The 26,030-nt window shown below is 61.0% G+C and carries 36 protein-coding genes and 2 tRNA genes; 16 read left to right on the top strand and 22 right to left on the bottom strand.

All coding sequences use genetic code 11. The features are described 5' to 3' along the window. Window positions 1–251: 251 nt before the first annotated feature. Window positions 252–325 (top strand) — tRNA-Cys (locus CXQ81_RS19400). Window positions 326–363: 38 nt separating this feature from the next. On the opposite strand, the gene CXQ81_RS31085 is transcribed toward CXQ81_RS19400, so the two are convergent. From CXQ81_RS31085 to CXQ81_RS19390, 3 genes are all read right to left on the bottom strand, one after another. Further along, window positions 364–522 carry a hypothetical protein gene (locus CXQ81_RS31085; RefSeq protein ID WP_157832260.1) on the bottom strand — a complete coding sequence of 53 codons (159 nt, stop codon included), beginning with the start codon at window positions 520–522 and terminating at the stop codon, window positions 364–366. Window positions 523–641: 119 nt separating this feature from the next. After that, window positions 642–1,781 (bottom strand): fimbrial protein, encoded by a 1,140-nt coding sequence (locus CXQ81_RS19395; protein WP_256593400.1) that lies wholly within the window; start codon window positions 1,779–1,781, stop codon window positions 642–644. Continuing rightward, complete coding sequence (locus tag CXQ81_RS19390) at window positions 1,778–2,500, bottom strand: molecular chaperone (RefSeq protein ID WP_101338228.1); 723 nt, start codon at window positions 2,498–2,500, stop codon at window positions 1,778–1,780. The genes CXQ81_RS19395 and CXQ81_RS19390 overlap by 4 nt, the downstream gene beginning before the upstream one ends. Before the next feature lie 1,130 nt (window positions 2,501–3,630). Between CXQ81_RS19390 and CXQ81_RS19385 the strand changes: the two genes are divergently transcribed. The 4 genes from CXQ81_RS19385 to CXQ81_RS19375 all read left to right on the top strand — a co-directional run bounded on the left by CXQ81_RS19385 (window position 3,631) and on the right by CXQ81_RS19375 (window position 4,849). Then, window positions 3,631–3,717: transfer RNA gene (locus CXQ81_RS19385), tRNA-Leu, on the top strand. A 215-nt stretch (window positions 3,718–3,932) separates the two neighbouring features. Then, window positions 3,933–4,169: a YceK/YidQ family lipoprotein gene (locus CXQ81_RS19380; RefSeq protein ID WP_007921679.1), complete on the top strand. Its 237-nt coding sequence runs from the start codon at window positions 3,933–3,935 to the stop codon at window positions 4,167–4,169. Window positions 4,170–4,358: 189 nt separating this feature from the next. Further along, window positions 4,359–4,508 (top strand): hypothetical protein, encoded by a 150-nt coding sequence (locus CXQ81_RS31260; RefSeq protein WP_178081073.1) that lies wholly within the window; start codon window positions 4,359–4,361, stop codon window positions 4,506–4,508. A gap of 137 nt (window positions 4,509–4,645) precedes the next feature. Then, window positions 4,646–4,849, top strand: a complete 204-nt coding sequence (locus tag CXQ81_RS19375; protein ID WP_371860908.1) for a DUF1993 family protein — start codon at window positions 4,646–4,648, stop codon at window positions 4,847–4,849. Between the two features lie 51 nt (window positions 4,850–4,900). Here CXQ81_RS19375 and CXQ81_RS19370 read toward each other — a convergent pair whose 3' ends face one another. Beyond that, the gene (locus tag CXQ81_RS19370) at window positions 4,901–5,293 is read right to left on the bottom strand and encodes a hypothetical protein (RefSeq protein ID WP_178081106.1); all 393 of its coding nucleotides are present in this window, start codon (window positions 5,291–5,293) and stop codon (window positions 4,901–4,903) included. Window positions 5,294–5,629: 336 nt separating this feature from the next. Between CXQ81_RS19370 and CXQ81_RS31255 the strand changes: the two genes are divergently transcribed. Next, on the top strand, window positions 5,630–5,827 hold the full coding sequence (locus CXQ81_RS31255; RefSeq protein ID WP_178081072.1) for a hypothetical protein: 198 nt from the start codon (window positions 5,630–5,632) through the stop codon (window positions 5,825–5,827). A gap of 68 nt (window positions 5,828–5,895) precedes the next feature. Then, complete coding sequence (locus CXQ81_RS19360) at window positions 5,896–6,282, top strand: DUF5329 domain-containing protein (protein ID WP_101338227.1); 387 nt, start codon at window positions 5,896–5,898, stop codon at window positions 6,280–6,282. 104 nt (window positions 6,283–6,386) lie between these two features. Here CXQ81_RS19360 and CXQ81_RS19355 read toward each other — a convergent pair whose 3' ends face one another. Together CXQ81_RS19355 and CXQ81_RS19350 are read right to left on the bottom strand one after the other, a co-directional pair. Beyond that, complete coding sequence (locus CXQ81_RS19355; RefSeq protein WP_101338226.1) at window positions 6,387–6,815, bottom strand: N-acetyltransferase; 429 nt, start codon at window positions 6,813–6,815, stop codon at window positions 6,387–6,389. A gap of 170 nt (window positions 6,816–6,985) precedes the next feature. Beyond that, window positions 6,986–7,315: a hypothetical protein gene (locus CXQ81_RS19350; protein ID WP_101338225.1), complete on the bottom strand. Its 330-nt coding sequence runs from the start codon at window positions 7,313–7,315 to the stop codon at window positions 6,986–6,988. A 338-nt stretch (window positions 7,316–7,653) separates the two neighbouring features. On the opposite strand from CXQ81_RS19350, the gene CXQ81_RS19345 reads away from it, so the two are divergent. Then, window positions 7,654–8,061: a hypothetical protein gene (locus CXQ81_RS19345; RefSeq protein ID WP_101338224.1), complete on the top strand. Its 408-nt coding sequence runs from the start codon at window positions 7,654–7,656 to the stop codon at window positions 8,059–8,061. Window positions 8,062–8,133: 72 nt separating this feature from the next. On the opposite strand, the gene CXQ81_RS31250 is transcribed toward CXQ81_RS19345, so the two are convergent. Together CXQ81_RS31250 and CXQ81_RS19340 are read right to left on the bottom strand one after the other, a co-directional pair. Next, complete coding sequence (locus tag CXQ81_RS31250) at window positions 8,134–8,307, bottom strand: hypothetical protein (protein WP_178081071.1); 174 nt, start codon at window positions 8,305–8,307, stop codon at window positions 8,134–8,136. Window positions 8,308–8,548: 241 nt separating this feature from the next. Further along, on the bottom strand, window positions 8,549–9,010 hold the full coding sequence (locus tag CXQ81_RS19340) for a hypothetical protein (RefSeq protein WP_101338223.1): 462 nt from the start codon (window positions 9,008–9,010) through the stop codon (window positions 8,549–8,551). Between the two features lie 115 nt (window positions 9,011–9,125). Between CXQ81_RS19340 and CXQ81_RS19335 the strand changes: the two genes are divergently transcribed. Further along, window positions 9,126–9,569, top strand: coding sequence for an anti-virulence regulator CigR family protein (locus CXQ81_RS19335; RefSeq protein ID WP_007921700.1), 444 nt, complete (start codon window positions 9,126–9,128; stop codon window positions 9,567–9,569). A gap of 414 nt (window positions 9,570–9,983) precedes the next feature. Beyond that, window positions 9,984–10,496 (top strand): fimbrial protein, encoded by a 513-nt coding sequence (locus tag CXQ81_RS19330; RefSeq protein ID WP_007921701.1) that lies wholly within the window; start codon window positions 9,984–9,986, stop codon window positions 10,494–10,496. A gap of 479 nt (window positions 10,497–10,975) precedes the next feature. Here the strand turns inward: CXQ81_RS19330 and osmE are convergent, their stop codons facing one another. Beyond that, entirely contained in the window at window positions 10,976–11,335 is a 360-nt protein-coding gene (gene osmE, locus CXQ81_RS19325) for an osmotically-inducible lipoprotein OsmE (protein WP_101338222.1), read from the bottom strand. Window positions 11,336–11,740: 405 nt separating this feature from the next. Here osmE and CXQ81_RS31535 point away from each other — a divergent pair, with 405 nt between their 5' ends. Both CXQ81_RS31535 and CXQ81_RS19315 read left to right on the top strand, forming a co-directional pair. Beyond that, on the top strand, window positions 11,741–11,944 hold the full coding sequence (locus CXQ81_RS31535; RefSeq protein ID WP_007921703.1) for a DUF6021 family protein: 204 nt from the start codon (window positions 11,741–11,743) through the stop codon (window positions 11,942–11,944). Window positions 11,945–12,058: 114 nt separating this feature from the next. Beyond that, window positions 12,059–12,259, top strand: coding sequence for a hypothetical protein (locus CXQ81_RS19315; RefSeq protein WP_007921704.1), 201 nt, complete (start codon window positions 12,059–12,061; stop codon window positions 12,257–12,259). A 63-nt stretch (window positions 12,260–12,322) separates the two neighbouring features. Here the strand turns inward: CXQ81_RS19315 and CXQ81_RS19310 are convergent, their stop codons facing one another. Beyond that, window positions 12,323–12,649, bottom strand: a complete 327-nt coding sequence (locus CXQ81_RS19310; protein WP_007921706.1) for an isochorismate lyase — start codon at window positions 12,647–12,649, stop codon at window positions 12,323–12,325. A 210-nt stretch (window positions 12,650–12,859) separates the two neighbouring features. Here CXQ81_RS19310 and CXQ81_RS19305 point away from each other — a divergent pair, with 210 nt between their 5' ends. Then, window positions 12,860–13,180 (top strand): YbjQ family protein, encoded by a 321-nt coding sequence (locus CXQ81_RS19305; protein ID WP_007921708.1) that lies wholly within the window; start codon window positions 12,860–12,862, stop codon window positions 13,178–13,180. 243 nt (window positions 13,181–13,423) lie between these two features. Here CXQ81_RS19305 and CXQ81_RS19300 read toward each other — a convergent pair whose 3' ends face one another. From CXQ81_RS19300 to CXQ81_RS19270, 7 genes are all read right to left on the bottom strand, one after another. After that, window positions 13,424–13,633: a hypothetical protein gene (locus CXQ81_RS19300; protein WP_007921709.1), complete on the bottom strand. Its 210-nt coding sequence runs from the start codon at window positions 13,631–13,633 to the stop codon at window positions 13,424–13,426. A gap of 70 nt (window positions 13,634–13,703) precedes the next feature. Next, window positions 13,704–15,344, bottom strand: a complete 1,641-nt coding sequence (locus CXQ81_RS19295) for an ABC-F family ATP-binding cassette domain-containing protein (RefSeq protein WP_101338221.1) — start codon at window positions 15,342–15,344, stop codon at window positions 13,704–13,706. A 186-nt stretch (window positions 15,345–15,530) separates the two neighbouring features. Next, complete coding sequence (locus CXQ81_RS19290) at window positions 15,531–16,559, bottom strand: DNA topoisomerase IB (RefSeq protein WP_101338220.1); 1,029 nt, start codon at window positions 16,557–16,559, stop codon at window positions 15,531–15,533. A gap of 87 nt (window positions 16,560–16,646) precedes the next feature. Continuing rightward, window positions 16,647–17,735 (bottom strand): molybdenum ABC transporter ATP-binding protein, encoded by a 1,089-nt coding sequence (gene modC, locus CXQ81_RS19285; RefSeq protein ID WP_101338219.1) that lies wholly within the window; start codon window positions 17,733–17,735, stop codon window positions 16,647–16,649. 3 nt (window positions 17,736–17,738) lie between these two features. Further along, a complete protein-coding gene (modB, locus tag CXQ81_RS19280) occupies window positions 17,739–18,419 on the bottom strand; it encodes a molybdate ABC transporter permease subunit (protein WP_101338218.1) in 681 nt (226 codons plus the stop codon). Beyond that, window positions 18,420–19,187 (bottom strand): molybdate ABC transporter substrate-binding protein, encoded by a 768-nt coding sequence (modA, locus tag CXQ81_RS19275; RefSeq protein WP_101338217.1) that lies wholly within the window; start codon window positions 19,185–19,187, stop codon window positions 18,420–18,422. A gap of 194 nt (window positions 19,188–19,381) precedes the next feature. After that, window positions 19,382–20,446: a nitronate monooxygenase family protein gene (locus tag CXQ81_RS19270; protein ID WP_101338216.1), complete on the bottom strand. Its 1,065-nt coding sequence runs from the start codon at window positions 20,444–20,446 to the stop codon at window positions 19,382–19,384. Between the two features lie 272 nt (window positions 20,447–20,718). On the opposite strand from CXQ81_RS19270, the gene CXQ81_RS19265 reads away from it, so the two are divergent. Further along, window positions 20,719–21,702 (top strand): MDR family oxidoreductase, encoded by a 984-nt coding sequence (locus tag CXQ81_RS19265; RefSeq protein WP_101338215.1) that lies wholly within the window; start codon window positions 20,719–20,721, stop codon window positions 21,700–21,702. Between the two features lie 49 nt (window positions 21,703–21,751). Beyond that, the gene (locus CXQ81_RS19260) at window positions 21,752–22,240 is read left to right on the top strand and encodes a GyrI-like domain-containing protein (protein WP_101338214.1); all 489 of its coding nucleotides are present in this window, start codon (window positions 21,752–21,754) and stop codon (window positions 22,238–22,240) included. Here CXQ81_RS19260 and ada read toward each other — a convergent pair. From ada to CXQ81_RS19240, 5 genes are all read right to left on the bottom strand, one after another. Further along, window positions 22,204–23,277 (bottom strand): bifunctional DNA-binding transcriptional regulator/O6-methylguanine-DNA methyltransferase Ada, encoded by a 1,074-nt coding sequence (gene ada, locus CXQ81_RS19255; protein WP_101338213.1) that lies wholly within the window; start codon window positions 23,275–23,277, stop codon window positions 22,204–22,206. The two genes, CXQ81_RS19260 and ada, sit on opposite strands and share 37 nt — an antisense overlap. Window positions 23,278–23,364: 87 nt before the next feature. Then, entirely contained in the window at window positions 23,365–24,033 is a 669-nt protein-coding gene (gene alkB, locus CXQ81_RS19250; RefSeq protein ID WP_101338212.1) for a DNA oxidative demethylase AlkB, read from the bottom strand. After that, complete coding sequence (locus CXQ81_RS19245; protein ID WP_101338211.1) at window positions 24,023–24,739, bottom strand: 2OG-Fe(II) oxygenase; 717 nt, start codon at window positions 24,737–24,739, stop codon at window positions 24,023–24,025. The genes alkB and CXQ81_RS19245 overlap by 11 nt, the downstream gene beginning before the upstream one ends. 110 nt (window positions 24,740–24,849) lie before the next feature. Next, on the bottom strand, window positions 24,850–25,020 hold the full coding sequence (locus CXQ81_RS31245) for a hypothetical protein (protein ID WP_007921734.1): 171 nt from the start codon (window positions 25,018–25,020) through the stop codon (window positions 24,850–24,852). A gap of 34 nt (window positions 25,021–25,054) precedes the next feature. Then, on the bottom strand, window positions 25,055–25,357 hold the full coding sequence (locus tag CXQ81_RS19240; RefSeq protein ID WP_007921735.1) for a DUF1883 domain-containing protein: 303 nt from the start codon (window positions 25,355–25,357) through the stop codon (window positions 25,055–25,057). Between the two features lie 176 nt (window positions 25,358–25,533). On the opposite strand from CXQ81_RS19240, the gene CXQ81_RS19235 reads away from it, so the two are divergent. Then, window positions 25,534–25,884: a hypothetical protein gene (locus tag CXQ81_RS19235; protein ID WP_053261499.1), complete on the top strand. Its 351-nt coding sequence runs from the start codon at window positions 25,534–25,536 to the stop codon at window positions 25,882–25,884. Window positions 25,885–26,030 lie beyond the last annotated feature (146 nt).

Below are 26,030 nucleotides of genomic sequence, written 5' to 3'. Positions count from 1 at the left end.
CGATGCCCGCCACAGGATAAAAGAAGCAGGGAAGGGGGCTTGCGCCAGACACGACGGATGCCGGCGCCGGGCATTGAATTATTTTATTCCTGTTCTTGACATGCCCGGCGAACAAGTCCAGAATTGCGTCCATTCCTGATTCAGGAACGCGAAAAACCCCTTAGAATTCAAAGGGTTGGAAGCTAGATCAAGTTCAGGTTTCCAGCTTCGAGTTGTATGCCTTTGATGCGGTTGCAAAGCATCGAAAGTTTGGCCGAGTAGCAAAATGGTTATGCAGCGGATTGCAAATCCGCCTACGCCGGTTCGATTCCGACCTCGGCCTCCAAACTGAAAAGCCCGTAGATCAATGATCTACGGGCTTTTTTATTGGCTGGAAGAAAGTAGGCGTTCCATCGTTGGGGCCAGGCGGTAGACGCGACTGAGCCGCTGGATCGGGTGGCTCTGGTCGGCGAACCCGCCTTCATGGGAGCCTTCGTTCATGCGCAGGACTTTGGCTGCGAGATAGGGTGGAGTGGGCGCCATTTTGTTCCGGCCGGCTCTTTCGGGGGGGCATCGTCCGCTGTGTGGAGGCGATGGGCTCGACTGGCGAAGCCTCCTGCCGTTGGTTCGAAGGAGGCAAACAGGATAACGAGCGGGAAGGGTTACCGATAATCCAGAAACACGGTCATTGCCCCGTTTACCGTTCCGGGTGTAGCCGTCACATCAGTCCTGATGTAGGACGCCTGCATCGGAATGGCAAACGAGCCACCTGCCGTTTTGTTGTATCCATCGACCGCTACCGAGGTCCCCAGGGTTGCCGGAGCGCCCTGGGCGTTTTCAACCCGGATCTTTATGCCGCTCGCGCTTGAACCGCCAGTAAGCGGCAATACCCCGGGCGAGTTCGCAATCACGCCGCCAACCGGGTCAAGGGTATAGCCAATCCGGTTATAGCCCTTGGGGCAGTTGTTGATCTGTATCTGGAAGCTCTGGGTGCCGGCTGTCGAGCCGATGCGGTCCAGGCGGTTCAGCAAGGTCTTGGGTAGCTTTACCGTTTGGTTCGGCACCGAGCAGGTGCCGTCGATCGGGGTGATAGTGCCTCTCAGATAGATAGCAAGTCTGGTGCCAGCTTCTTGAGTGTTGAGGGAATAGTAGTACGGTGAAGCATGGGCGCCTGCCAGGGAGCCGCCTAGATTTTGGCGACCATCGCTGAGCAACTGTACTTCGATTGGCTGGGTGAACGCGACCTCTGGATATGAACTTCCGTAGGCTGTTCCATTGATCAACAAACGAGTCGATATGCCTGAGACGTTTGTGGTCATTATTGGTGAGGTTGAGCCTGTTACGCCGCCACTTGGGTAGGCGTTAACTTTTGTGACTGTGCACTTCGATTGGCCGCATGTCTGCTGCGGAGTGATGTAATGTCGAGCCAGTATGGTGCCGCTGGCCGTGTTTTTCGGGATCGAGAGATCCAGCCCGAATGCTGTTACATCTGCTGCCTTCGCGGCCGGTGACACGGCGAGGGCTGTGAATGCTATTACGCACAGTTGCGGCACGATAAATATTGCGCTGAAAATTCTTTCTGCTGTGGTCTTCATTGCCTGTTTCTCTCTGATCGGCCTTGAATAGGGTTCGTGGGTGAATTGCTCTTGCACACCCTGGTTCCATGCGTTCGGAAATGATTTTCTTTGTTTGGGCGAAGATTGTTGGCGAAGTGTGTATTTCACTAAGAAGTGATATTCAGCCGATAACAAGACGCTGGGTTCAGCGACAAACAAAGAGTTCTGACCTTTAACCTGGCTCAACTGGATAGGTCGCCTGAGTGCTGTACCGCTACGCCATCGTCGTTGATGCTTTCGAACTCGATCTTTGTTGCTCCGCCTGGCGCCAGGGAAGATGCCCCCTCGATCGCGAATGATTGGCTTGAATAGGGGGGCAGCATGGTCGCGGGAACCGAATAACTGTTCGAACCGCTCTTGACGTTTACCGTGCCGAAAGAAATGTGAAACGCAGAGTCATTCCTGATTTCCAGGCCCGGTTTGCCCTCCTTGGACACCCTGCGCCATTGCAGCCTGGAGGGGGCCTGGTCAACGTCGCCGGGCAAGCCGGCGGGCCGGTAAAACAACTTGATGCGCTGGCGCACGGCAATCTGCAGGATGTTTTCATCCTTCGACTTCTGGGGGATTTCCTGCACGCTCAACCAGAACACCGACTCCCTGTCCGTGGGTAGCCCCAGGCCCTGATACAGGACACGCAACTGCTGTCGGGCGTTCCCGCTCAGGCGTTTCAGGGGAGGGGTGAGGGCAAAGGGGACGTCCTGATCGGAGCTTGTGCCGAAGGGCTCGATCCAGGACTGGATCATGATGGGCGTCGATTCATCGTTCAGCACCAGCATGGAAGTTTCTTTCTTCGGTCCGGTCAGTACCACTCGAGTTCCATTCAATGAGATACCGGCATGGGAGGGCAGGGCAAACAACGACAGAAGTCCGGCAAACGCCACACTCATGGCAAGGGACTTTTTCATGGAGTTTCTCGAAAGTGTTGAAAGAGACATCGGTGCGCTGCTTTCTTATGGCGTGTTCATTAGTCAATGCGGGTGATTGTGGGACTTTCATCGCATGCCTTTATAAATGCCTGGGGGATACTAATGGCACTGGACTTTCCCAGGTATCAGTCGATTCTTAAAACGCTGGTGACCCCTGGGGCCCTGGGATAGAAGTGCACAATCGGGAGTATTCCGCGACTTTTGGCAGCTATGGCGCGACCTACTCGCTATATTGATGGCGTCCCATCCACCGGCTTGCTATCGCAGCCCGTTCAAGATATTGGCTTGGCGGGTAAGGGAGTTCTGTGCCCTGTTCGCCGAGTTGGATAAGCAGCAAGCCAGCCCCGCCTCGAACGATTGCGTCGATACGCTAGCCCGCCCGATCACCGCTCAACCGAGGTACTCGCACGCGTGCTTCTGACGGCTACGTCCAGGTTTGCTCACGCCGTTCAGGTTTCTTCAGAATTGTCTTCGAGACATGCGCGTCTGCTCTGATTAGAGTGGTCGCGCTTGCCCGGCCAGGTGTGTTTACGATGGATTGCTGAACGGCCAACAGCTGGTCAGGGTGGGCGCCAATTCAGATCCGGCATTGTGCCGGGTGATGTTGTGGTGCCTTTGAATAATCCCTCGCTGAAAAAATCCGGAAGAGTGATGCAGCTCTTTCTCTGTCCTTAGGCTTCGCTGATCGCGCCTTCGCGGTTTGGCCTATGGCCTGTGTCTTCGGCTCCGCTGGCCCATGAGTTCAGCCATCCCAGGATCCCTGCGCCGGTTGGGCAAAATCTGCCTTTGCCTGTCTCGTAATTGATAATTCTTTTAAAATCATATGGTTATGATTTTTTTGGTGTGATAGCCTGCTGGCATCTCTGGTTTTATCAGTGGCATGCAGCTTCCTTCTGCGCCGGTTCGATTCCGACCGTAGCCCCCACCGATAGAAACAGCTCTGTAGATCTATGATTTACGGAGCTTTTTGTTTATTGGCCGGCTCGATATTCAGTCTTGAATTTGACGCCAACGAACTTGCTTCAAAGGGAGGGGATGTATATATTTCACCCCCTTGCCGCAAGGCGCTGAAACGGCTCAAGCCTTTCAGACTGCAACACCGCGCTACCGCCCGAATGGCGAAACTGGTAGACGCATGGGACTTAAAATCCCCCGCTCGTAAGGGCGTGCCGGTTCGATTCCGGCTTCGGGCACCATCTATTTCAAGGGTTTGCTGGCGAAAGCTGATGCAAACCCTTGTTCGTTTCCGGTCTGCAAATTCAAATCCGGTCTGCGATTTACGCGGTTGGAGAGGCTTTCTTGCCTTTCTGCTGGCGGATGTATTTCTCTGTCATTGCCATTGGGCAAAAGTCACTGGCGTATTGCAGAGAGGTCTACGCAGCTCTGCAGATGGATGTAATAAGGACATTAGGTGTTTCGGAAAGTGATTCTGTTGGTGTTGGTCAACTGCCTGAGCGGCTGCGCCGCGGTGGCGATGCGCATGGACTACGACCACCCTTGCCCCTACAAGGGCGTGCGCCTGGACTGGTGGTTGGTAGGCACCTCCCATGGAAAGCTGATTCCCTTTTTACTGATCGATGCACCGTTTTCCTTGGTGGTCGATACGGTGTTTTTTCCATTCGAGTATCAGTACAGCTGCAATGACTAATCTGTTTTGGGATTTCGTCTGCAAAGCGGCAGCCCTGCGCGATTTGCCGATGCTCTTGGGTGATGCGTATTCGCCATTAGCACACCAGCCCTAATCGTCTGCTGCCGAGGCCGGGCATATAGTGCGGATGACCATCCTCGTCGGGGTGGCTCTCACAAGAAAGTGCCGATACGAAAAAGGAGATTCACCATGCCATTCAAGAAAATCGTCTACGCCTCCGCCGTGGTCCTGGCCCTCACCGCCTCGAACGCCCATGCATTCGCCAGAGACTGTAACGACTCGCTGTGGAAGTTCAGCGGCATCGAAGCACTGACCTGCATCTTCTCGGGCCAATGGTAATCCGCCGTTTCCCGGGTTGAAGCTGTCCCAACGACAAGGCTGACTGTGAATGGCCGCTCAATCCGGTCAGCCTTGTTGTTTTTCCATTCCTGCGGATTCATCGCGCGGTTCTCAATCCTCCATCCGGCCATTGGTCAATATTTGCCGGTTGCGCAGGGGACGGTTCTGCTGGCTGGCAAAACGCAGCAGTCTGCATGAGTGGTAATGAGTACGTGGTGAACTGGGTGACACCACAGTTCTACTTTCACCTCGTCACGGCCTACAACATCCTGCGACATAACGGCGTACCACTCGGTAAAGCCGACTATGTGCAGCACATGCTCGCCTACTTGCGGCAGTAAGCGACTGTCTGATTTCCCAGGCGGACTAAAAGAAAAGTGCTGAACCGGGCGTCAAGTCTCGGTTTTATCGCGTTTTTCAGGTGAGCTTTTTCTGTTGAAGCGCGCCGAGATGTCTTGGTAGGTCTCGTTATCGGTTGCAGCGAGCAGTGTCAGGCCATCCTTCAAGGTGGCCAGAAATGTCACCTCGGTATTGTGGCCCGCCAGAAGATAGCCGGCGACGGCACCCACAGGCCCCAGAAACATGGCGCCAACCATTCCAAGGCCTATGGCGCTCTTAATGTTCTTGTTCGAGTCGGTATTTTCGACGGTGAGGTCCTTGAACTCGGAGACGAGAAAACTTTTCCCTATCAGCGGCTTATTGGCGGTCTTGAGCGTGATGGTTCCGCGCAGATACTCCGCGTCACCCTGGGGGAAGTCACCGGCCAGCACTATGATCTTTGCCATCTGGAAAGGCCCCAAGGCGATCATTTTTAGGGGGCCATTGCGCGCCTTAAGGGATAGAGCGTCAACGCTGTGACGACGACTGGCGGCACCATTGGTCTATGGCAGGGCGAAAACACCGTCAGACCTGGGTATGGGCAGGCATGCGCGGCAGTTCAAGGCTGTGCTTGAGCGGCGTGGCTTTCCAGATCCGGATGCGCCAGGTATCGATAAAAAGAAGATATCGAGTGCCGATATGCTCAAGTGCTGGCCGGATGAGTTGGGACGGGCGCGGAACAGGGGATACACTTGCCGCCAAGCCCCTGGTGGGCTGGACGGATGAACCAAGGAAGAGCTTCAGTGATAACTATTCAAAACGCGGCACCCAGACTTTCTTATGCAGAACTTGCCAAGATGGTTGAGCAAAAGAGGGCGGTAGAGCATGTCAATCTGCTTGAAGCCAAATTGAACCCAGCCTTCCTGGCCAAACTTGAGGCCGCGACAGAAAACGCGGATATGAAGCAGGAAGTTCAGCCGACTTTCCCTATCGAAGTTTGACCGACCTGGACCGGGTGATACTCGGCCAGATCCGACAACAGTGCTCAGTTTCAAGACAAGGACGAAGGATGCGAATTTTTACCGGTGAACGGGCTCGATGGCTGATGGCGGCTGGTATCACCGCCTTGGCAATGGCGACTAACGCGCAGGCGCAAACGACGCCTCAGGCAGCCCGGGAGATAAAGGGCTTGCTGGATTTTGTCGAGCACAGCCAGTGCCAGTTCGTGCGTAATGGCACCGAGTATCCAGCCCCCCAGGCACGACAGCACCTGGAGAAAAAACTGAATTACCTCGAAGGCAAGGACATGGTGAGCAGCGCGGAGGACTTTATCGATCTTGCGGCCACTAAAAGCAGCATGAGTGGCAAGGCCTATGAGGTGCGCTGCGCTACTGGATCGCAACCGGCAAGCAGCTGGTTAAAGGCAGAGTTGCAGAGGCAGCGTCAGCCTCATTGATTCAGTTTTTGGCCAGGCAAAGCCCAGCTCGTACGCTGGGCTTTTTGGTTTTTTGGAGGGCAATAAAAAGCCAGGGCTGGATATACCGTGACGGGCTACATGGATCAGAGCGGGGTGCTGCTCATAAGGTATTCCTGCTGCCCCGTTTGCTCATCCGTCTGCTCGTGGGTCACGACAAAGCCTTGTGCCAGGTAAAAGCCGCAGCTGGCCGTATTGTCCTTGTACACCGCCAGGCTCAACACGGGACGCTGTGCCCTGGCATGGGCGAGCAGTTGCTTGCCAATCCCCTTGGCCTGGAATGCAGGTGCAACAAAGAGAGCGGCCAACTGGTCGGCGTGCAGCGAATAGAAACCCCGCACTTTGGATTGTCGCTCGATGACATAGGTCTCTGACGCCGGGAGGTACAGGTTGCGCATGTTGTCGACTTGCGACTGCCAGAATGAGGCGTCGATAAAATTGTGGGCTTTCAGCGAGGCCTGCAGCCAGATGTCCAGCACGGCATCCATATCTTGCTGTTCAAATCTTCTGATCATTTCTCTTGCGCTTTTCCTGATAACGGGTTGCAGGCTAGAAGCAGGCGCTGGCCAGTTCAAGAGCCGACATATTAAAAGATGCAGGAGTGCGGCGGGGGAGGCGACCGACTGATTGAGGATCAGGCGGCCGCAGTCGGATATCAAGGCTCCACTGATTCAGTACGGATCAGTCAGGAGATGTGTGGGATTTCGTCGATATACGCGATTCGTTCGCCGTTGTGGAAGATTTCAATCGCGCTGTAGAGCGTGGCGTTGGGCGGCAGCACCCGGGTGAACCTGACTTGCGTGCAGGTGATTGTCTGAATCCATTGCCCTGGCCTTTGGTACAGGTGCAGATCCAGTAGGAGTATTGCCGGGTTGATACCCTGCGGGACTCGTACCGTCAGATAGGCCTTGATCCCTGGGTTGGCGACTTCAACGTCTCCGACTACATGAAGTTCGTCCGGTTTGGGTGGCATGGTGTCCAGCCAGGCATGCCAGTTCGTGCAGTTCGTGATCATTTTTCCGTTCCTTGAGAAATGAAACTCGAAGCTTGAGGTACTGCGGTTTCGCATGGCGCTTCGTGTGCCATCGAATCGAATGTCGGCTGCCCAATCCTCCATATCCAAGAGCGGCGCTGAAGTGGTCGGATGAATACGACCGGAAGTCCATGGTTAAAGGTGTAGATGAGGAACGGGACAGGGCGTCACGGTCTGGACGAGCGGTACCCATTGGCTGTGCCCGGACCGTCATTTTCCCCTGACTTTTGGCGCATATCGAACGTGATCTTTATTCGTTTGCGTGTCCTTATAGGCCGCTGAAGCACTGGCGTTTTGCCGCGCTCACAAGGAGGTTCCCAGTGATAGCAAAGCTGTTTGTGACGATCGGGATTATCTTCTACGCCGTTGTGGTGCCGGTGCTGGAGATCAATGAGACTCATGTTTTCAACCCGGCCTGGGAGTCGCATGCACGGTTGCATGAGGTCTGGCAGCTGTTCACCAATACGACGATCGGTGCATTCAGCCTGTGGCTGGTGTGGTTGAAGAGCAACCTTCGCCTGTCCAGCCTCCTGACGGTGTTCGTCACGGGTGGCTTCTTGCTGGCTTACGGGCTTCGGCAGTCTTACGGTGGGTCGATGGTGCTCACCGATGGCTCTGAGAAGTTGATCCTGGGCATCAACCTGGGGCTCTTTGCCTACACCCTGGCGATCCTGCTGGCGGCGATCGCGGTTGCGATCGACCGGCGCCAGCCAAGGGCGCGACTCTGAGTCAGAGCGGTTCTGTAGAAGCAAGAAAGCAGAAGCCCGGACATGGCCGGGCCTCATTGGATGGGTGCCCGTTCAGCGTGAAGAATAGGGCTTGCCTTCACGCCCCGCGTTTTCTACCGACAACCTGCGTCTACGCCTTTGAACCCAGTTCCAGAGTGCGTGCACAGGATGAATGAACACCGCCAGCACGCACAGCAGCAGGACAATGAAGATGGACATCAGACCGAGACCTTCATGGGAAAACATCGTGGGTTACTCCTGTAGTTCACTTTGTCGGTCCCGCAAGGGTAGGCACTCAGACGCTTCGCTTCATGAAGGTTACTTAAAGATAGTTTCATCTGTGCCCGAGCCATGAGGGTAGAAGAGGGCGCCGCCGGGCGAAGGCAGGAACGAAAAAGCCCGGCGCTGGGCCGGGCTTTTCATGCGGGGAGATGCTGACCAACCGAGGGTATTGAAACCGATTCAGCTGGAGAGCATGAGGCTGGGTCTATCGATCATTCTTGCTCGAGGAGACGCTGGCGTTGCCCAGGCCTTTCGAGTTGTGGTCCCCGGGCGTGGTGTCCGAGATCGCAGTGGCTTTTGACAGTCCGCGGGTATCTTTGGAATGAGCCACGCCGGAAGTGGTCGAGCCATGGCCGTTGCTGTCATTACGAATGCTGCCGTAATGGTTGCCATTTTCTCCAAGATTGCGAACCGACTTGCCGGCTGGGTCGCTTTTCAGGCCGCCGTTATGGCCCTTGCTGCTGGCCCCTCCCGAGTGACCACCTGCCTGGCCACCATGACCACCACTGTTACCACCGCCATGCCCCCCGCCGTTGCCACCGCCATTTCCGCCACCATGGCCACCGCCGTCCTTGGCATAAGCGGACGTCATGGGAAGCAGAGGAGCCGCTGCCAGCATCAGTACACAGGTCACGGCAGTCACGAGATTTTTTTTCTTTAAAAGCATGATTGCTTCCATAGATAGGGAGAGGTTTGCATGAACTAAGACGCAATCGGCTGTCTATAGTTCGGGTGTCATGACGAATGGCACCACGGCTGGATTCATGCAGAGGACTGCAGAGATGACGACTCGTTCGGTTGTAGCTGTTTTAGCAAGCGCCGCGTTTTTATTCGGCTCGACTGCCTTGTATGCGGACCCAGGGAACGGCAAGGGCAACCCCCATGGCAATCAGGGCGGACATGGCAATAAAGGCAACAAATCCCAGGACTACAAGCAGGGCGGGAGGTATGACGGCCCTCAAGTCGATGTCGGTGGTGTTCGCGTGATCATCGGCGACAGTCGTGACTACTGGTCACCCGGGCCGGCCCTGCCGCCGGGCATCCAGAAAAACCTGGCCCGAGGCAAGCCACTGCCGCCGGGCATCGCGAAAAAACTCGATGGCCGGATGCTCGGCCGCCTACCTCACTATGACGGCTATGAGTGGCAACAGGCCGGCACTGATTTGATCCTGGTCGCCATCGCCACAGGCATCATCTACGAAGTTCTGCACGACGCCCTGGACTGATTCCGGGCCGGCCCACCAGCAAGCCCGGTGCAAGACCGGGCTTTTGCCTGACATGCGGCGTCCGGCACTCCCCCAACATCCTGATGCTGGTTAGATTCCAGTGCCCCCTGTTTTCGTTGGCTCAAGTACGGATAACCGCCTTGGCGGAGATTTTGCCGAGCCTCCTCTTCAGCAACATTCCAGCGCGATCTGATAATTGAGTGGAGCGTTTCGGAAGTGTCCTAGGGACGCCGATTTGGCGCCGTTCTAAGGTTTCAGCGTTCGCCGTGTGCGCTTTTTTGACGGGTACCGACTATCGAGCCGGCTGCGTTTCGTCCATTGAAAAAGTGCATGGCGACAGGCAGGAAGAGTGGCCTGGGTGGCTGCTCCGGACTGAACCGATCGCATGTTTGCATTCAATTAAAGGAATAAATAATGCCCACTCAAAATGTTGGTAAGTTCTTTGACTTTCGCGCCAGGGTTACCGCTCCCACGTGGACGATCGATCCTGATAATGGCCTGGGGGCGAGTGGCGTTCCCGGCGCCTCACGTCGGCGCTCCAGCGGCATGGAGCGGGTGGTCGAACTGGGTACATCGAGCCTTGATGTGCTTCAGGCGGGTGGCAGCCTTCCGCAGTTTTTCAGCGTCGAGCTGAACGAAGACAGGCTCAAGGGGGCGAGCAAGGTCCAGGTCTACTTTGATGGCATCACCAGTGATGGTGTGATCTTGATGAATGACTATGAAGAGGCCGGCTCCGCACGCAATGTGGGCGTTCAGCTGCTGGACAGCGAGGGAAAAGTCGTGCTTCTGGGCCATGAAGGGCGTGCCGAATACCCGGTGGCACCGGGTTTCAGGCTGTCCTTCGCGGCAAGGTTGGTCAGCGCCAACGGGCCAGTGGAAGCCGGTGAGTTTTCCTCGTTTTCGGAGTGCGTGATCCTGTATGCCTGATGGCGGGCAAGCGGTTCACGCAGGCGTAGTCATGCGAAAAGAAGGGCGGTGGCGCTTTTTTGCTGGCGCCAACAAGGTGACGAATCGGCCATTGCCAGAAAAAACATGTGGTTATTTAAGGGCTTAGAAAATATTTAGGGTAAAAATAACCTCAAAATATATTGTTACATGTTCTTCGGGACGTTAAGATAGCCCCGCGTTCACCTACCACGGTTTATGCATTTTTAGCCCCAAGTGTCCATCAGCTACTTGGGCTTTTTTTTGCCTGGAATTTGCCTTCGGCGGGCCTTCCCGCCACTCGATGCCACTTTGGCTCCTTCCTCAAGGGCCTCCTGCAAGGCAAAAAAAAGCCCGCGGGGAGCGGGCCAATAGTTGAATGAGCAGGGTGGAATCTACCCGCCTGGCGCTCGGCTCACAGTGAAAGAAATTTCATCTGGCCATGCCCACCCGCAATCGCCGCCAATTCTGGCCAACGCTGCTTAATAGCCGCCACCCATGTCTCCCGTGTCGCTGCCTGGAGCCCTGGCTTTCTGCTGGGCGTGGCTCCATTCGGCGCAAGTGAGGAAGCTTTTGTGATCGACTTTGCCGTTGCCGTCGAAGCTGACATTGAACGGCTGGTTATGGCCGGCCTGGGTCAACACATAGTCGAAGCAGGTGCCGAGTTCCACGGTGCGAGGGGTGACGGCCACAGGTTCGCCGCCGATCTGCCGGACTTGTTCCTGGGTCATGCCGGTCTCGACCTTCGCCACCAGCGGCTGATTGCGGTAGACATGAGCGTCGCTGGTGCAGCCGGCGACGGCTGACAGCAGAGCGGTCATGACGATAAGTGTTTTGTTCATGGCAGGGCTCCCGATGGTAGGTGTCATGAAGAGACACCTGGGTGCATCAGTTGAAGTAAAGCCGAGCGACGAGGGCAGCGGGTCGTATTCGCGAAAGACGGGACGCGGGGAGGGCGGATAGACAAAAAGCCCGCATGGGCGGGCTTTTTGCAGAGGGGGAGCTGATCCGTCAGCTGCAGCCAGTGTGCGCTTGCGCTATGGCCCTAGCAACGACAGGGCGACGAAACGCAGGCCTGGGTACGGGCTGATAACGTGGCTGATGATCCGGCTCTGGCAGACCTGCCAAAACGCCATAAGCACGGCAGAAAACGCTGTTTGATCGATTACCATTCGTCAGCTGTTTTGCACCCTGCATGAGAATGGCCCTCTCATTGAAAGACATTCCATCGTGGTCGGGAGGTATCCATGAGTACGAACAGGCCAACGGGCCCGCGTTCATCCGAGCACGCTTCCGGCAAGGACGAACTAGGCTTCGACCCTGACTCTCCGGATCTGGCCGATCCGCAGGTGGACCCCATAGGTCCGGCGAAAGCGCCCAGGGACAACAGGCCGGAGAAAGAACCCAAGTCCCGGGCGTATGACCCTCTGGGAAACCTGAAGCCCAAGTGAAAGACCGGCAGCGCGTTCCTGCCCCGTGGCGATGGGTGGAACCCCCACCCGCGCGGACCGGGTGTAAGGTGTTCGCGACAACCTCGGCCGATCTCTACCGAAAGGGAGGCGATTATGAGCGTTCCAATGCTGAACAAGATGCACATGAACGGCTATGACGTGGTCAGCGTCAACAGCGGCCCCTGGCGGGTCTGCACCAAGGGCGACCGTCTTGGCTCCTTTGGCACCCGGGAGGAGGCCCTGGCCTACGCGGCAGCCTTGCCGGCCTACAAGGCGAAGGCCAAGAAGGCTGCGCGAGGGGCCAATACCCGATAACCCCATCCACGACCCTGCCCGGCAGCCTGGCTTGTTCCCTGGCTGTCGGGTTTTCTTTTGCCCTCAGGCCGGCGACTGGGCCTGGGCGGATTTCCAGCCCTTGAGCTCCTCTGCGATGAAGTGTTGCACCAGGTCGCTGTAGAGCTTTTCGATGGCGTCGGCGCTCAGGCCCTCGGCCTGGGCCCATTCCCGGCGTTGCAGGAGCATGGCGCGAAAGCGCTCGGGCGCGCGCACGGCAGTTTCCGAGGTCTTGAATTTCGACGCGGCCAAGACGTACCGGAAACGTTCGCCCAGCAGCTTGATGACAGCCTGGTCGAGGCGATCGATCTCGCGGCGGATATCCTCCATGCCTGCGCATTGTTCGGGGGCTCGCGACTGAATGACATCCATGTGAATACTCCAGGTGGGAAAGGATCGGCGGTTATCCGCTGGCGGATTTAATCACGGACAGGCTCGCCCTTGGCATCGCCTTGCAGGCCGCTGCGGCAACCGCGCCCGGCATGCTCCCCATCGCCCCCCGCGGAGGGTCTGTTACCATCGCGTTTTTTTGCGACCCCGCCCGGGTTCAGGGCAGGGTCGCGCCGGTCAAAGGAGAATGCCGTGATTATCACTACCACCCACGCGATCGCGGGGCGAGAGATCGCCGAGTACCTGGATATCGTAAGCGCCGAGTCCGTGCAGGGGATCAACGTCGTGCGGGATGTCTTCGCCGGGATGCGCGACTTTTTCGGTGGGCGTTCCCAGACCCTGGAGCGGGCGCTGAAAGAAGCCCGGGTGCAGGCGACCGACGAGATCAAGGAGCGCGCCCGCGATCTGCGCGCGGATGCGGTGCTCGGCCTGGACTACGAGATCAGCATGCCCAGCGGCCGTGGCGGCATGGTGGTGGTGTTTGTCACCGGCACCGCTGTCAGGCTCAAGTAAGCGACGGCTACCCGCATCGCACAGCCCCGCCCGTGTGCGGGGCTTTTTTATGCCTGGCATGCTCTGCCAGGCCGCCGCCCGGCCCTTGTTGATCGCCCATAAAAAAGACCCACCAGGGGAGCGGTGGGCCAGTCGGGAGTCTTCAATAAGCGTGAGCCACTTTAGCGAAGCCTTGGCAGGTTCACAGTGAAAGAAATTTCATCATTGCCGGCGAGTGGCCGCAGCCCCCGGTTGTCCATGGTTTCAGGCGCGGCGGCTGGCGGCATTGAGCCGGCGGCACTCGCGCACGGCGTCCTCTTGCAGGTCGTAGCCATCGCCGATGAAACCATCGGTGCGGGTGTCGGCGATGCGGTACCAGTGGGCGGCGATCGGCGCGCCGTGGGCGGCTTCCCCGGCGCGTCGACCCTGGATGATGATCTTGTTGCAGCGCTTTACGACAAAAATGTCTTCCATGGCGCTTCCCTGGTTGATAGCTGCTCAGAGCAACTATAGAAGCAACTTTGAAATTCGTGCAAAAGCCTGTTCATTGGTTTTCCTCGTCCAGTCTCCAGCCGGCTGGCGTCCATTGCAGCCAGTGGCTGGGCGCCATGGCGGCGAGGAACTCGCGGTCGTGGGACACCACCAGCATCGCGCCGGGGAAATCGCGCAGGGCGCTTTCGAAGGCTTCCACCGATTCCAGGTCCAGGTGGTTGGTCGGCTCGTCCAGGAGCAACAGCTTGGCCGGTGTGTCGCGCCACAGGGCAATCGCCAGCGCGGCTTTGAGCCGTTCGCCGCCGCTGAGCCGGCCACAGGGCTGGGTCACGCGCTGGGCGTCGAGTTGCAGCAAGGCCAGGCGGCTGCGCAGCAGGCCTTCCTGCAGTGGCCGGTCGAGGGCTCCCAGGTGGTCGAGGATCGAGCGCTCGGGATCGAGCAGCGACAGGCCCTGGTCAAGGCAGGCGCTGGCCACCCGCACTTCGCATTGGCCGCGCAAGGGCTGGATCTCGCCGGCCAGCATCTTCAGCAGGGTGGATTTTCCGCAGCCGTTGGGCCCGCTGACTGCGATGCGCATGGGCCCGGTGACGGTCAGGTCGAGGTAGCTGGCAGCGGCCTCGGGCGGCAGCCAGGGCAGTTGTGCTCGGGTCAGGCAGAACACCTGTTGTCCCTGGGGCACCGCGGTGCCGGGCAGCGTCACCAGGGTTGGCGCCTGCGGCACCAGCCGCGCGTAGGCGTCGCGGACCTGCTGATCGAGACTGTCTTTGTGGCCCTGCTGGCGGTTGCGTACATGGCCCATGATGTCCCGGGCGGCGCCCTTTATCTTCATCCGTTCAAAGCTGGCGATGTTGGCAGTGTCGGCATAACGTCGGGCGCCGGCGGCGTGGCGCTGGATAGTGTCGTGCTCGCGCTGCAGGCGCTTTTGTTCGCGACTGCGTTCGGTTCGGGCGTGTTCCAGGGCGTCCCGCGCAGCGCCGTGCTCGGCTTCGCGCTGGGCGCGGAACGCCGCGTAGTTGCCGCCGTAGATTCGCGTGCCCTGGGGCGTGAGTTCGATGATGCGCTGCATCTGCGCCAGCAACTGGCGGTCATGGCTGATCAGCAGCAGTCCGCCGCGCCACTGTTGAAGCTGCGTCAGCAGCCACTGGCGACCGGGCTCGTCGAGGTGGTTGCTCGGTTCGTCGAGTATCAGCAGCTGGGCATCGCTGAGCAGGGCGCCGATCACCGCGATACGCGCGCGTTGCCCACCGCTGAGACTGGCGGCCGGATCGTTGGGGCCGATCCTGTCGAGACCGGCCTCGTCCAGCAGGCGGCACAGGCGTTCGCCAAGGTCCCAGCGCTCATCTACTTGCGCCAGGTCGGCCATCGAGGCCTGGCCCGCGGCGAGGCGCCCGAGGGCGGCCAGGGCCTCAGCGATACCGGCGACCTGGGCGACGCTCTGGCCCTCCTGCGCCAGATGCTCCTGGGCAACATAGGCCACGCGGGCGAAGCGCGTGATGCTGCCCGAGGACGGTGAAAGTTTGCCGGCGATCAGGCGCGCGAGCACGCTCTTGCCGGTGCCATTGCGCCCGACTATGCCGGTGGGCAAGGCATCGAATGTCAGGTCGAGCGAATCGAACAGGGTTTCGCCATGGGCGAACTGGAAGGTCAGCTGGTTCAGGGAGACCAGCGCAGGCAGCCGTGTGACGTGAGTCATCAGCACCTCCGGAAAATGTCGAAAAAGGCCAACAAGCGCTGCAAGGCGGCTTGTCGCGAATACATTTCTGGAAGGCTTAGTTGTTCACGTCGGCAATCGTCCGGTGACGGGGAAGGGCGGCTAGCCTAACGCGCCAGCGTCCCGGATGACAACCCGGCGGTACCCGGGCGGCTATTGCGAAAAGCCTCAGGCCTGCTGCGTCAGGCGCTCGAGAAACATCCTCAGGCCGACTTCCTCGGCCCGCAGCCCTTTGCGTTTGCGCGGTCTCGGCAGGGCGGCCAGGTGCCCCTGCACAAAGCCCTCGAGCAGCGCTGGATGGATGTAGCACTTGCGGCACACGGCGGGGGTATTGCCCAGTTGCCGGGCGACGTCCTTGACCATCTCGACGATGTGCTTTTTCGCATCGGCTTCGGGTTCCCAGCGCAGCTCGCGCAGCACCGCCAGGGCCAGGGTGCTGCCGGCCCAGGTGCGGTAGTCCTTGGCCGTGAAATCGGCACCGGTCAGCTCCTGCAGGTAGGCGTTGACGTCGGAGGAGCTGACACTGTGGCGCTCGCCGTTCTCGTCGAGGTACTGGAACAGGTTCTGTCCGGGCAGCTCCAGGCAGCGCTTGAGGATCCGCGCCAGGCGCGGGTCCTTGACGCTGATCTGGTGTTCGATGCCGCTCTTGCCGCGGAACTGGAAGAGGATCGAGCTGCCTTTGATTGCCACGTGCCGGTTGCGCAGGGTGGTCAGGCCGTAGGAGCGGTTGTCGCGGGCGTACTGGCTGTTGCCGACACGAATCAGCGTGGCGTCGAGCAGGCTGATGACCGTGGCCATGACCTTGTCGCGGCTGAAGCCGGGCGTGGCCAGCAGGGCTTCCAGTCGCTGGCGCAGGCGCGGCAGGGCGCTGCCGAATTCCAGCAGGCGCGAGTACTTGTCGGCGTCGCGCACTTCCCGCCAGCGCGGGTGGTAACGGTACTGCTTGCGCCCGCGAGCGTCGCGGCCGGTGGCTTGCAGGTGACCGCGCGGGTCGGCGCAGATCCACACCTGGGTATAGGCCGGCGGCACGGCCAGGGCGTTGATCCGCTGGATCTCGTCGGGCGCCCGGATACGCTGGCCTTGCGGGTCGAAATAGACGAACGTGCCGCGCACTTTCTTGCGGCTGATCCCCGGCTGCGTGTCGTCGACGTAATGCAGGTCCGTTGGCAGGTCTTGGTGCAGTGGGCTGTCGGGCATGGCGGAATCCTTGGCAATCAATCGATAAGGCCTGTCTGGCGATTGACCGCGGCGCGGCACAGGGGTGCCAACCCATTTGCCGGGGACTCAGGCGAGCACGGCCACCGCCTTGATCTGGGCCCAGAGTTGCTGGCCCGGGTGCAGCTCCAGCTGGTCGCGGGAATAGCGGGTGATCCGTGCCAGCAGCGGGTTGCCGGCGACATCCAGGCGCACCAGGACATGCGCGGTGTTGTCGGCGGGGATTTCGCCGCTGACCGTCACCGGCAGGCGGTTGAGGATGCTGCTGTGCTCGCCCGCTTGCAGGCTGAGGCTGACGTCCCGCGCCTGGACCTTGAAGCGCAAGTGCTTGCCGATGACCATCGGCGCATGGGCGACCCGCACCCGCAGCTGGCTGCCGGGCAGTTGCAGGGCGAGCAACTGGTAACCGGCGTCGTAGTGGCTGACCTGGCCTTCGATCACTACCCCGGCGTCGTCGCCCAGGGCCAAGGGTAGGTCGAGACGGGCCAGGGTTTCGCCGATCGGCCCGCTGGCCAGGGCGCGGCCGTTCTCCAGCAGGACGATATGGTCGGCCAGGCGCGCCACTTCATCCTGCGAGTGACTGACGTACAGCACCGGGATTTCCAGCTCGTCATGCAGGCGTTCGAGGTACGGCAGGATCTCGCCTTTGCGTTTGCTGTCGAGGGCCGCCAAGGGTTCGTCCATCAGCAGCAGCCGCGGGCTGGTGAGCAGCGCGCGGGCAATGCCGACACGCTGGCGTTCGCCGCCGGACAGGTTGTGCGGGTGGCGCCGCAGCAGGTGGCCGATGCCCAGCAACTCGCTGGCCTGGGCCATGTCCACACGACGCTGCGCGCGTGGGATGCGTTTGAGGCCGAACTCCAGGTTGGCCTGCACCGACAGGTGGGCGAACAGGCTGGCTTCCTGGAACACATAACCCAGGGAGCGTTTGTGCGGCGCCACGAACAGTTGGCGCTGGCTGTCCTGCCAGACTTCGTCGTTGATCCGCACCAGGCCCTGTTCGGCCTGTTCCAGGCCGGCGATGCAACGCAGGCAGGTGGTCTTGCCGGAGCCGGAGTGCCCGTACAGCGCGGTGACGCCACGGCCTGGCAGCTGCAGGTCGAGGTCGAGGCTGAAATCTTTATAGGTGCGCTTGAGGCGCACATGGATCGATGCACTCACGATTCAACTCCAGCCAGCGCGGGGTTTGCGGCTGGAGTACAGCGCCAGCAACACCAGGAACGAGAACACCAGCATGGCACCGGCCAGCCAGTGGGCCTGGGCGTATTCCAGGGCTTCGACGTGGTCGTAGATCTGCACCGAGACCACCCGGGTCTTCTCGGGAATATTGCCGCCGATCATCAGCACCACGCCGAACTCGCCGACGGTGTGGGCGAACCCGAGAATGGCCGCGGTGATGAAGCCGGGCCTGGCCAGCGGCAGGATCACGCTGAAGAAGGTGTCCCAGGGATTGGCGCGCAAGGTCGCCGCCACTTCCAGCGGACGGCTGCCGATCGCGGTAAAGGCGTTCTGCAGCGGCTGCACGACAAAGGGCATGGAATAGATCACCGAGCCGATCACCAGGCCGCTGAAACTGAAGGTCAGGGTGCCCAGGCCGAGGGCCTGGGTGAGCTGGCCGATGGAGCCGTTGGGGCCGAGGGCGAGCAGCAGGTAAAAGCCGATCACCGTCGGCGGCAGGACCAGGGGCAGGGCGACGATGGCGCCGATCGGCCCCCGCAGCCACGAGCGCGTGCGCGACAGCCATAACGCAATCGGCGTACCGACGATCAGCAGGATCAGGGTCGTCAGCGACGCCAGTTGCAGGGTCAGCCAGATGGCGGAAAAGTCGGCACTCGATAGCGGCATTTAGCGTTGGTAACCGTAGGACTGGATGATGGCAGCGGCTTTCGGTCCCTTGAGGTAGTCAACCAGGGCCTTGGCCGCTGGGTTGTCCTTGCCCTTGTCGAGGATCACCGCGTCTTGTTTGATCGGGTCGTGCATCTCGGCCGGGACTATCCAGGCCGAGCCGCTGCTGACTTTGCCGTCTTTGTAGATCTGCGACAAGGCGACAAAGCCCAGTTCGGCGTTGCCGGTGGAGACGAACTGATAGGCCTGGGTGATGTTCTGGCCTTCGACGAGCTTGCCCTTGATCTGCTCGCTCAGGCCCAGCCTGGCCAATACCTGGGTGGCGGCCAGGCCGTAAGGCGCGGCTTTCGGGTTGGCGATGGACAGGTGCTGGTACTGGTTGGCCTTGAGCACCTGGCCCTGGCTGTCGACGTAGCCAGCCTTGGCCGACCACAGCGCCAGGGTGCCGATGGCGTAGGTGAAGCGCGAGCCTTTGACGGTGGCGCCTTCGCTGTCGAGTTTTTCCGGGGTGCTGTCGTCGGCGGCGAGGAACACTTCGAACGGCGCACCGTTCTTGATCTGGGTATAGAACTGCCCGGTAGCGCCATAGGCGGCCACCAGCTTGTGCCCGGTGTCTTTCTCGAAGTCGGCGGCGATGGCCTGGATCGGCGCGGTGAAGTTGGCGGCGACCGCCACCTGCACTTCAGCGGCCTGGGCCGGGCCCAAAGCGCAGGCGGCGAGCAAGGCGGCAAGGCAGGTCGGGGCAAAACCTGAGAGACGACGGTTCATGAACAGCTCCATTGGCGAAGGGACGTTGGGCGGTTGGCGGTATTGGAAATGGACGGCACCGGGGGTGGGTGAAACGCTGTATACGGAAATATATAGCGAATCGCCAGCGAACGGAACTGCAAAGGTCGCGCGGCCTTGAGGGTAAATGGAGGTTTTGCGCAAAACGCCGCGACCGCAGTCGCGGCGTGCCGGGTTTAGCGGCCGGTCAGCTTGGCCAGGGCCTGGGCGGCCAGGGTGCGGGTCAGTTCCGCGGTCGGCAGTTCGACCCCGAGGCGCAATGCCTGGCCGGACCAGAGGCTGGCGAAGTCGGCGTCGTCCTTGGCGCGCAGCGGCATCAGCGCGCCACCGGCGAGGGGGAAGGCCGGCGCCAGGGGGCTGAGCGGGCCGATGTCGCGCATCACCCGGTTGAGAATGCCCCGCGCCGGGCGCCCGGTGAACAGATTGGTCAGGGCGGTTTCGCTCTCCTTGGCGGTACGCAGGGCCTTGTGGTGGGCGGCGCTGACCTTGGCTTCCGGGGTGAACAGGTAGGCGGTGCCCAGTTGCACCGCCGAAGCGCCGAGGGCGAAGGCCGCGACTATGCCGCGGGCGTCGCCGATCCCGCCGGCGGCGATCACCGGCACCCGCACCGCATCGACGATCTGCGGCACCAGGGCCATGGTGCCGACCTGACTGTTGAGGTCTTCACTGAGGAAGATCGCCCGATGGCCGCCGGCCTCGTAGCCCATGGCGATGATCGCATCGCAGCCGTGCTGTTCCAGCCAGACGGCTTCATCGACAGTGCTGGCCGACGACAGGATTTTCGCCCCGGTGGCCTTGACCCGCGCGAGCAGGGCCGGCTCCGGCAGGCCGAAGTGGAAGCTGACGATTTCTGGGCGCAGTTCTTCCACCAGTTCGCAACTGACGGTGTCGAAGGGCGCGCGGCTGCTGACCGGGGTCGGCGCATCGAAATCGACGCCGAGCTCGCGGTAGTAGGGTTCCAGGGTATTTTTCCAGCGGGTTTCCCGTTCCGGGTCGGGTGTCGGGTTCTGGTGGCAGAAGAAATTCAGGTTCAGCGGCGCGCGGGTCGCCTGGCGGATGCTCTGGACATCCTGGCGGATCTGCTCGGCCGTCAGCATGGCGCAGGGCAGGGAACCCAGGCCTCCCGCCTGGGCGGCGGCGATCACCATGGCGGTAGTGGTCGCGCCGGCCATCGGCGCCTGGATGATCGGCAGCTCGATGCCCAGCAGGTCGAGAATACGGGTGTCAGGCCATTGGCTCATGTTGAATGATTCTCCGACGTCAAAAAAAGAAGGACGGCAACCCGGGGTTTGTATCAGGTGACAGGCGATCAAGGCCAGTCGACTTTGGCCGCTACCCGGGTTGCCAGCGATAACGCTATCGCGGGCAAGCCTCGCTCCTACAGACAGGACAGGGCGCGAGCGTCCTACGACGAAAAGAGCGTGGATTTTTTGCGCCCGGGCTGGGAAGGTGGCGACTTTGTAACCTGAAACTCAAGTTCACGGCCCGGCCATGGGCCTGGTGGGAGGCAGTGATGTTCAAGGGGATCTTGATCGAGAAAGACGACGCCGGTTATCGCGCGGCGCTGCGTGAGATTGACGAAGATCAGTTGCCCGAGGGCAATGTGACGGTGCGGGTGGCCTACAGCACCCTGAACTTCAAGGACGGCCTGGCCATCACTGGCAGCAGCCCGGTGGTGCGCAAGTTTCCCATGGTGCCGGGGATCGATCTGGCAGGCATTGTCGAGTCCAGCAGCCACCCGGACTATCAGCCCGGCGACTCGGTGCTGCTCAACGGTTGGGGCGTGGGCGAAGGACATTGGGGCGGCCTGGCGCAGAAGGCACGGCTGGACGGCGACTGGCTGATTCCCTTGCCCCAGGCGTTCAGCGCGGCCGAGGCCATGGCCATCGGCACCGCCGGGTACACGGCGATGCTCAGTATCCTGGCGCTGGAGCGCCATGGCCTGACCCCGGACCAGGGCGAGGTGCTGGTCACCGGGGCCAATGGCGGGGTCGGCAGCTTTGCCATAGCCCTGTTGGCCCGGCTGGGTTATCGGGTGGTGGCGTCCACCGGGCGCATTGCCGAGCAGGACTACCTCAAGCGCCTGGGCGCCAGCGAGGTCATCGACCGCGCCAGCCTGTCCGCGCCGGGCAAGCCGTTGGCCAAGGAGCGTTGGGCGGCGGTGATCGACTCGGTGGGCAGCCATACCCTGGCCAATGCCTGCGCCAGCACCAAGGCCAACGGCACCGTGGCCGCCTGCGGGCTGGCCCAGGGCATGGACTTCCCGGCGTCGGTGGCGCCCTTCATCCTGCGGGGCGTGACCCTGGCCGGGATCAACAGCGTGACCCAGCCCAAGGCCCGACGGATCGAGGCCTGGCAGCGCCTGACCCGCGATCTGGACCCGACCCTGCTGCCGTTGATCAGCCATGAGATCGGCCTCAGCGAAGCCATCGCCGCCGCGTCGCGCCTGTTGGCCGGCGAGCTGCGCGGGCGCGTGGTGGTGGATGTGAATCGCTGATACCGTGCGCGCCGATCACCCAGATAAACGCCAGACAGGAGTACCCAGCATGGATGTCAAACTGCGAGAGGTTCAGCCGTTCTGTGTCTCGGGCTTGCAGGTACGCACCTGCAATGCCGACGAGCAACAAGCGGACAGCGCGCGGATCGGGCCGATGTGGGAGCGGTTTTTTGTCGAAGGCTTGTTCGACAGCATCGGTCACCGGCAGTCGGATTCGTTCATCTACGGTGTGTACTCCAACTACGAGTCCGATGCCTCGGGGCACTTCGATGTCACCGCCGGCGTAGCGGTGGGCGAAGGCAACGCCGGTTATCCGTTGGTGCAGGTGCAGGGCGGCGAGTACCTGGCGTTCTCCGCCAAGGGGCCGATGCCGGACGTGGTGATCCAGACCTGGGGCCTGGTCTGGGCTTACTTCGAGGACAACCCGCAGGTCCGCCGGCGCTTCGCCACGGACTTCGAGGTGTACACCGGGCCGGAATCGGTGTCGGTGTACATCGGCATTCAGGCCTCGGACGAGTTCTCGCGTTCGAGCAACTGACGCTTGCGCTCCACGCCCCAGCGGTAGCCGGACAAGTTACCGTCGCTGCGCACCACCCGGTGGCAAGGGATCGCCACCGCCAGGCTGTTGGCCCCACAGGCCTGGGCCACGGCGCGAAAGGACTTCGGCGCGCCGATGCGCTGGGCGATCTCGGCGTAGCTGGCGGTGCTGCCCGGCGGAATCTCCTTGAGAGCCAGCCACACCCGCTCCTGGAACGCCGTGCCTTGCAGGTCCAGCGGCAGGTCCAGGCCAAGCGCCGGTGCTTCGATAAACCCCACCACCTTGGCCACCAGTTGCTCGAAACCCTGGTCGGCGCCGATCAGGTTGGCCCGCGGGAATTTGTCCTGCAGGTCTTGCACCAGGGCATTGGGGTCGTCGCCCAGCAGGATCGCGCAGACCCCGCGGTTGCTCTGGGCGACCAGGATCGCGCCCAGGGAGCACTGGCCGACGGCGAAGCGGATATCGGCGTTCAGGCCGCCGGCGCGGTAGTCGCTGGGTTTCATGCCGAGCAACTGGTCGGCGGTTTCGTAGAAGCGGCTGTTGGAATTGAAGCCGGCGTCGTACAGCGCGTCGGTCACCGAGTGGCCGTGCTCCAGTTGGCGCCGCACCCGCCGCGAACGGTGGGCGCTGGCGTAGCCTTTCGGGGTCAGCCCGGTGGCGGCCTTGAACACCCGGTGAAAGTGGAAGCTGCTCATGCCGGCTTGCTCGGCCAGCTGTTTCAGGCTGGGCAGCGCTTCGGCCGACTCGATCTGCCGGCACGCGGCGGCCACCAGGCTGGCATGGTGCGCGGCCACCTGGGTCTGGTCGCTGGCGCTGCGTTTGCTCGGCCGGTAACCGGCGGCTTCGGCTTGCTCCGCGGTGTCGAAGAATTCGACGTTCTCCGGCCGTGGCAGACGCGACAGGCTGCTGGGGCGGCAGTAGACCCCGGTGGTTTTTACCCCATAGACGAACTGGCCATCGGCGCTCGCATCACGGGCCAGGACGGCGAGCCAGCGTGGATCGCTGGCGGTGGTGGGCTTGGGCTGGACCATGGTCATGGGCTCTACTCGGTGGTGGATGTCGCTCAGATTAACCAAGGGCAGGGTGCCTGGCACTCTGAGTCTTGCGCTTGAATTCTCGCGGGATCAACCGGCCCGGCGAAAGGTCAGGTTGATGCGCCGTGGGCCCAGCAGCGGGTGCGTGCCTTCCTTGAGTGGCAGCACGCCGTGATAACGCAGACGGTCGACACCGCCCCAGACCACCACATCGCCATGCAGCAGCGGCACCCGCAACGGGCGGTCGCTGCGGCGCTCGCCACCCAGCTGAAACACCGCCGGCAAGCCCAGGGAGACGGAGACGATCGGTGCATCGTAATCGCGTTCGTCCTTGTCCTGGTGCAGGGACATGCGGGCGCCGGGCACATAGTGATTGATCAGGCAGGCGTCCGGTTCGAACCCGGCAAAACCGGCCTGGGTCGCGGCGGCCCGGGCCAGTTCGCGCAACACCTCGGGCATCGCCGGCCAGGGCTGGCCGCTCTGCGGATCGATGGCGGTGTAACGGTAGCCACTGCGGTCAGTGGTCCAGCCCAGCTGGCCGCAACTGCTCAGGCCCACCGACATGGTGAAACCGCCCGGCGTGACCATCTGCCGGAACGGCGCGGCGCGCAGCACGCCGCGCAGGGCCGGCAGCAGGCGCTCGACCCAGGGCAGGGCGAAGCCGCGAAGCACAAAGGACTGCGGGCCGACCTGTTCGGTGCGCGGGGCCTGTTGCGGCTCGGGTTCGCCGAACAGCTCGCCGGTGAAATTACTGGGCATCGTGGAAGATCACTCCTAGCGTATGGCGGCGACCGCTGTGCAGGCGGCTGATGCCATGGCGCAACGTCACCCGGTAATGGCCGCGCACGCCGGGTACCGGACGATGATGCACGGCGAAGATCAGCGCATCACCCTGCTTCAGACCGATGACCTGCGGCCGCGACTGCATGCGCGGGCGCTGTTCGGTGATGACGAATTCACCGCCAGTGAAATCGATCCCGGGACGGGACAGGAGGATCGCGACCTGCAGGGGGAATATGTTGTCGCCATACAAGTCCTGGTGCAGGCAGTTGTAATCCTGCGGGCCATATTGCAGCAACAAGGGTGTCGGCCGCTGCTGACCGGCGGCGTGGCAGCGCTGGAGAAAATCTTCATGCCGGGGCGGGTATTGCACGGGGATATTCATCAGCTGGTTCCAGCGATTGGCCAGCGGCACCAGGCGCGGATAGAACTGGCCGCGCAATTCGGCGACCCGTTGCGGCAAGGGGTAGGCGAAATACTGGTATTCGCCGCGGCCGAAACCGTGCCTGGCCATGACCACCCGCGAACGAAACAACTCGCTGTGGGGATACAGACTGCCGAGCTCGTGACATTGGTCGGCGCTGAGCAGGTTGTCGATCACCGCGCTGCCGTCCTGGTCGAGCTGCTGCTCGATCGAGGCCCAGTCCAGGCAGGCGAGGCGTTGTTCGAGGGAGGGGGCGGACATGCTGGCGGTTCCCGGAGTAGAGGCTGAGGTCCGCCATTCTGGGAAGTGCGCGGGCCGCTCACACTCCGCTGCTTGCGCTCGAATTCGTCACAGGTTCTAGGAGTAGGGACTTACAGCGCCTTGCTCACGCTGACATCGCTGATGACGTCGTCGGTCTGGCCATGCAGGGCTTCCAGCGCGGCCTTGGCTTCTTCCTGAGTGCCGCTTTCCAGCTGGGCGAACTCGAAACGGCGCTCGCCGTTGAGTTTGTATTTGATGACGTACTTGGTCGTTTGGGCCACGGTGATACCTGTTGGTCGCGGGCTGGGGCGGGGTTCAGCGCAGTTTCGAGCTGGACCGGCGGATGATCTTGATCGAGTGGGTCAGGTTCGGCTTGCGGGTAACGCTGATGGGCCGGCGGTTGACGGTGTCGATGGTGATATTCCAGAAGCCGGTGCTCGGCGCGGTGATCTTGGCCGGGAATTTGTCGAACGCGCCGCCATGATAGGTGTGACGTCCGCCGTTCTTGAAGCTTCGGAAGTTGGCGTCGTTCATCAGGCGGATGTTGCAGACCTGGGAGCATTCGATGACGACGATATCGTCTTCGTTGAGGTGCTCGCGCTGGTGGATAAATTTCATGGGCGCCTCCAGAAGGGCTTTTGCTACAAAATCAAAACGATGGCGCAGTTTATCAGGCCGCGGCAGGCGGCTTTGACAATTTAAAACAGTTATTTGCCGATTATTTAGGATAAATCTGACTTATCCGGAGAAAAATGCCATTTCTGCGGTCGGACGGTCTTTATCGGAGGAAATGTATGAAGTGGGGTGTGTTGATTCTGGCTTTGGCGATCAGTGGCTGTGCGACGGTCTCGGATATTAACCAGACATTGCCCACCCTGAACGTGATTTCAGGGAAAAAGCCGCAGGAGTACGCCAAGTGCGTCAGCGACAAACTGGCTGACAGTCGTGGCCAGTTGCAGGTCGAACCGCATAAGGACGGCATGCGCATTATCGTTCCGCAGAAAGTCTCGTCGGGCCCGACCGCGGTATTCGATATCGAGGAGCGTTCCGGCGGCAGCAGCATCAAGCTGCATGAAAGCATGTCCAATGTGCCCATGCGTCCGGGCGATATCCGCAAGGCGGCGGAGGACTGCATTTCCGGCTGATGGCCAAGCGATTTTTCAACAGCCCGCCCTGGCCCGGATTTCCGTGGCGAGGGCGGGTTTTTTTGTGCCCGGTGGCAAGGCAGGCCCGGCTGGTTTCGCGTTGTAGCCAAAGGTCTATTGGCCTACTCTTTGTAGGCTTATATAAA

This window comes from Pseudomonas sp. 09C 129 (assembly GCF_002843625.1).
In the GTDB taxonomy this organism is placed as follows: Bacteria; Pseudomonadota; Gammaproteobacteria; order Pseudomonadales; family Pseudomonadaceae; genus Aquipseudomonas; species Aquipseudomonas chlororaphis.
This window is presented reverse-complemented; position numbering and strand designations above follow the sequence as displayed.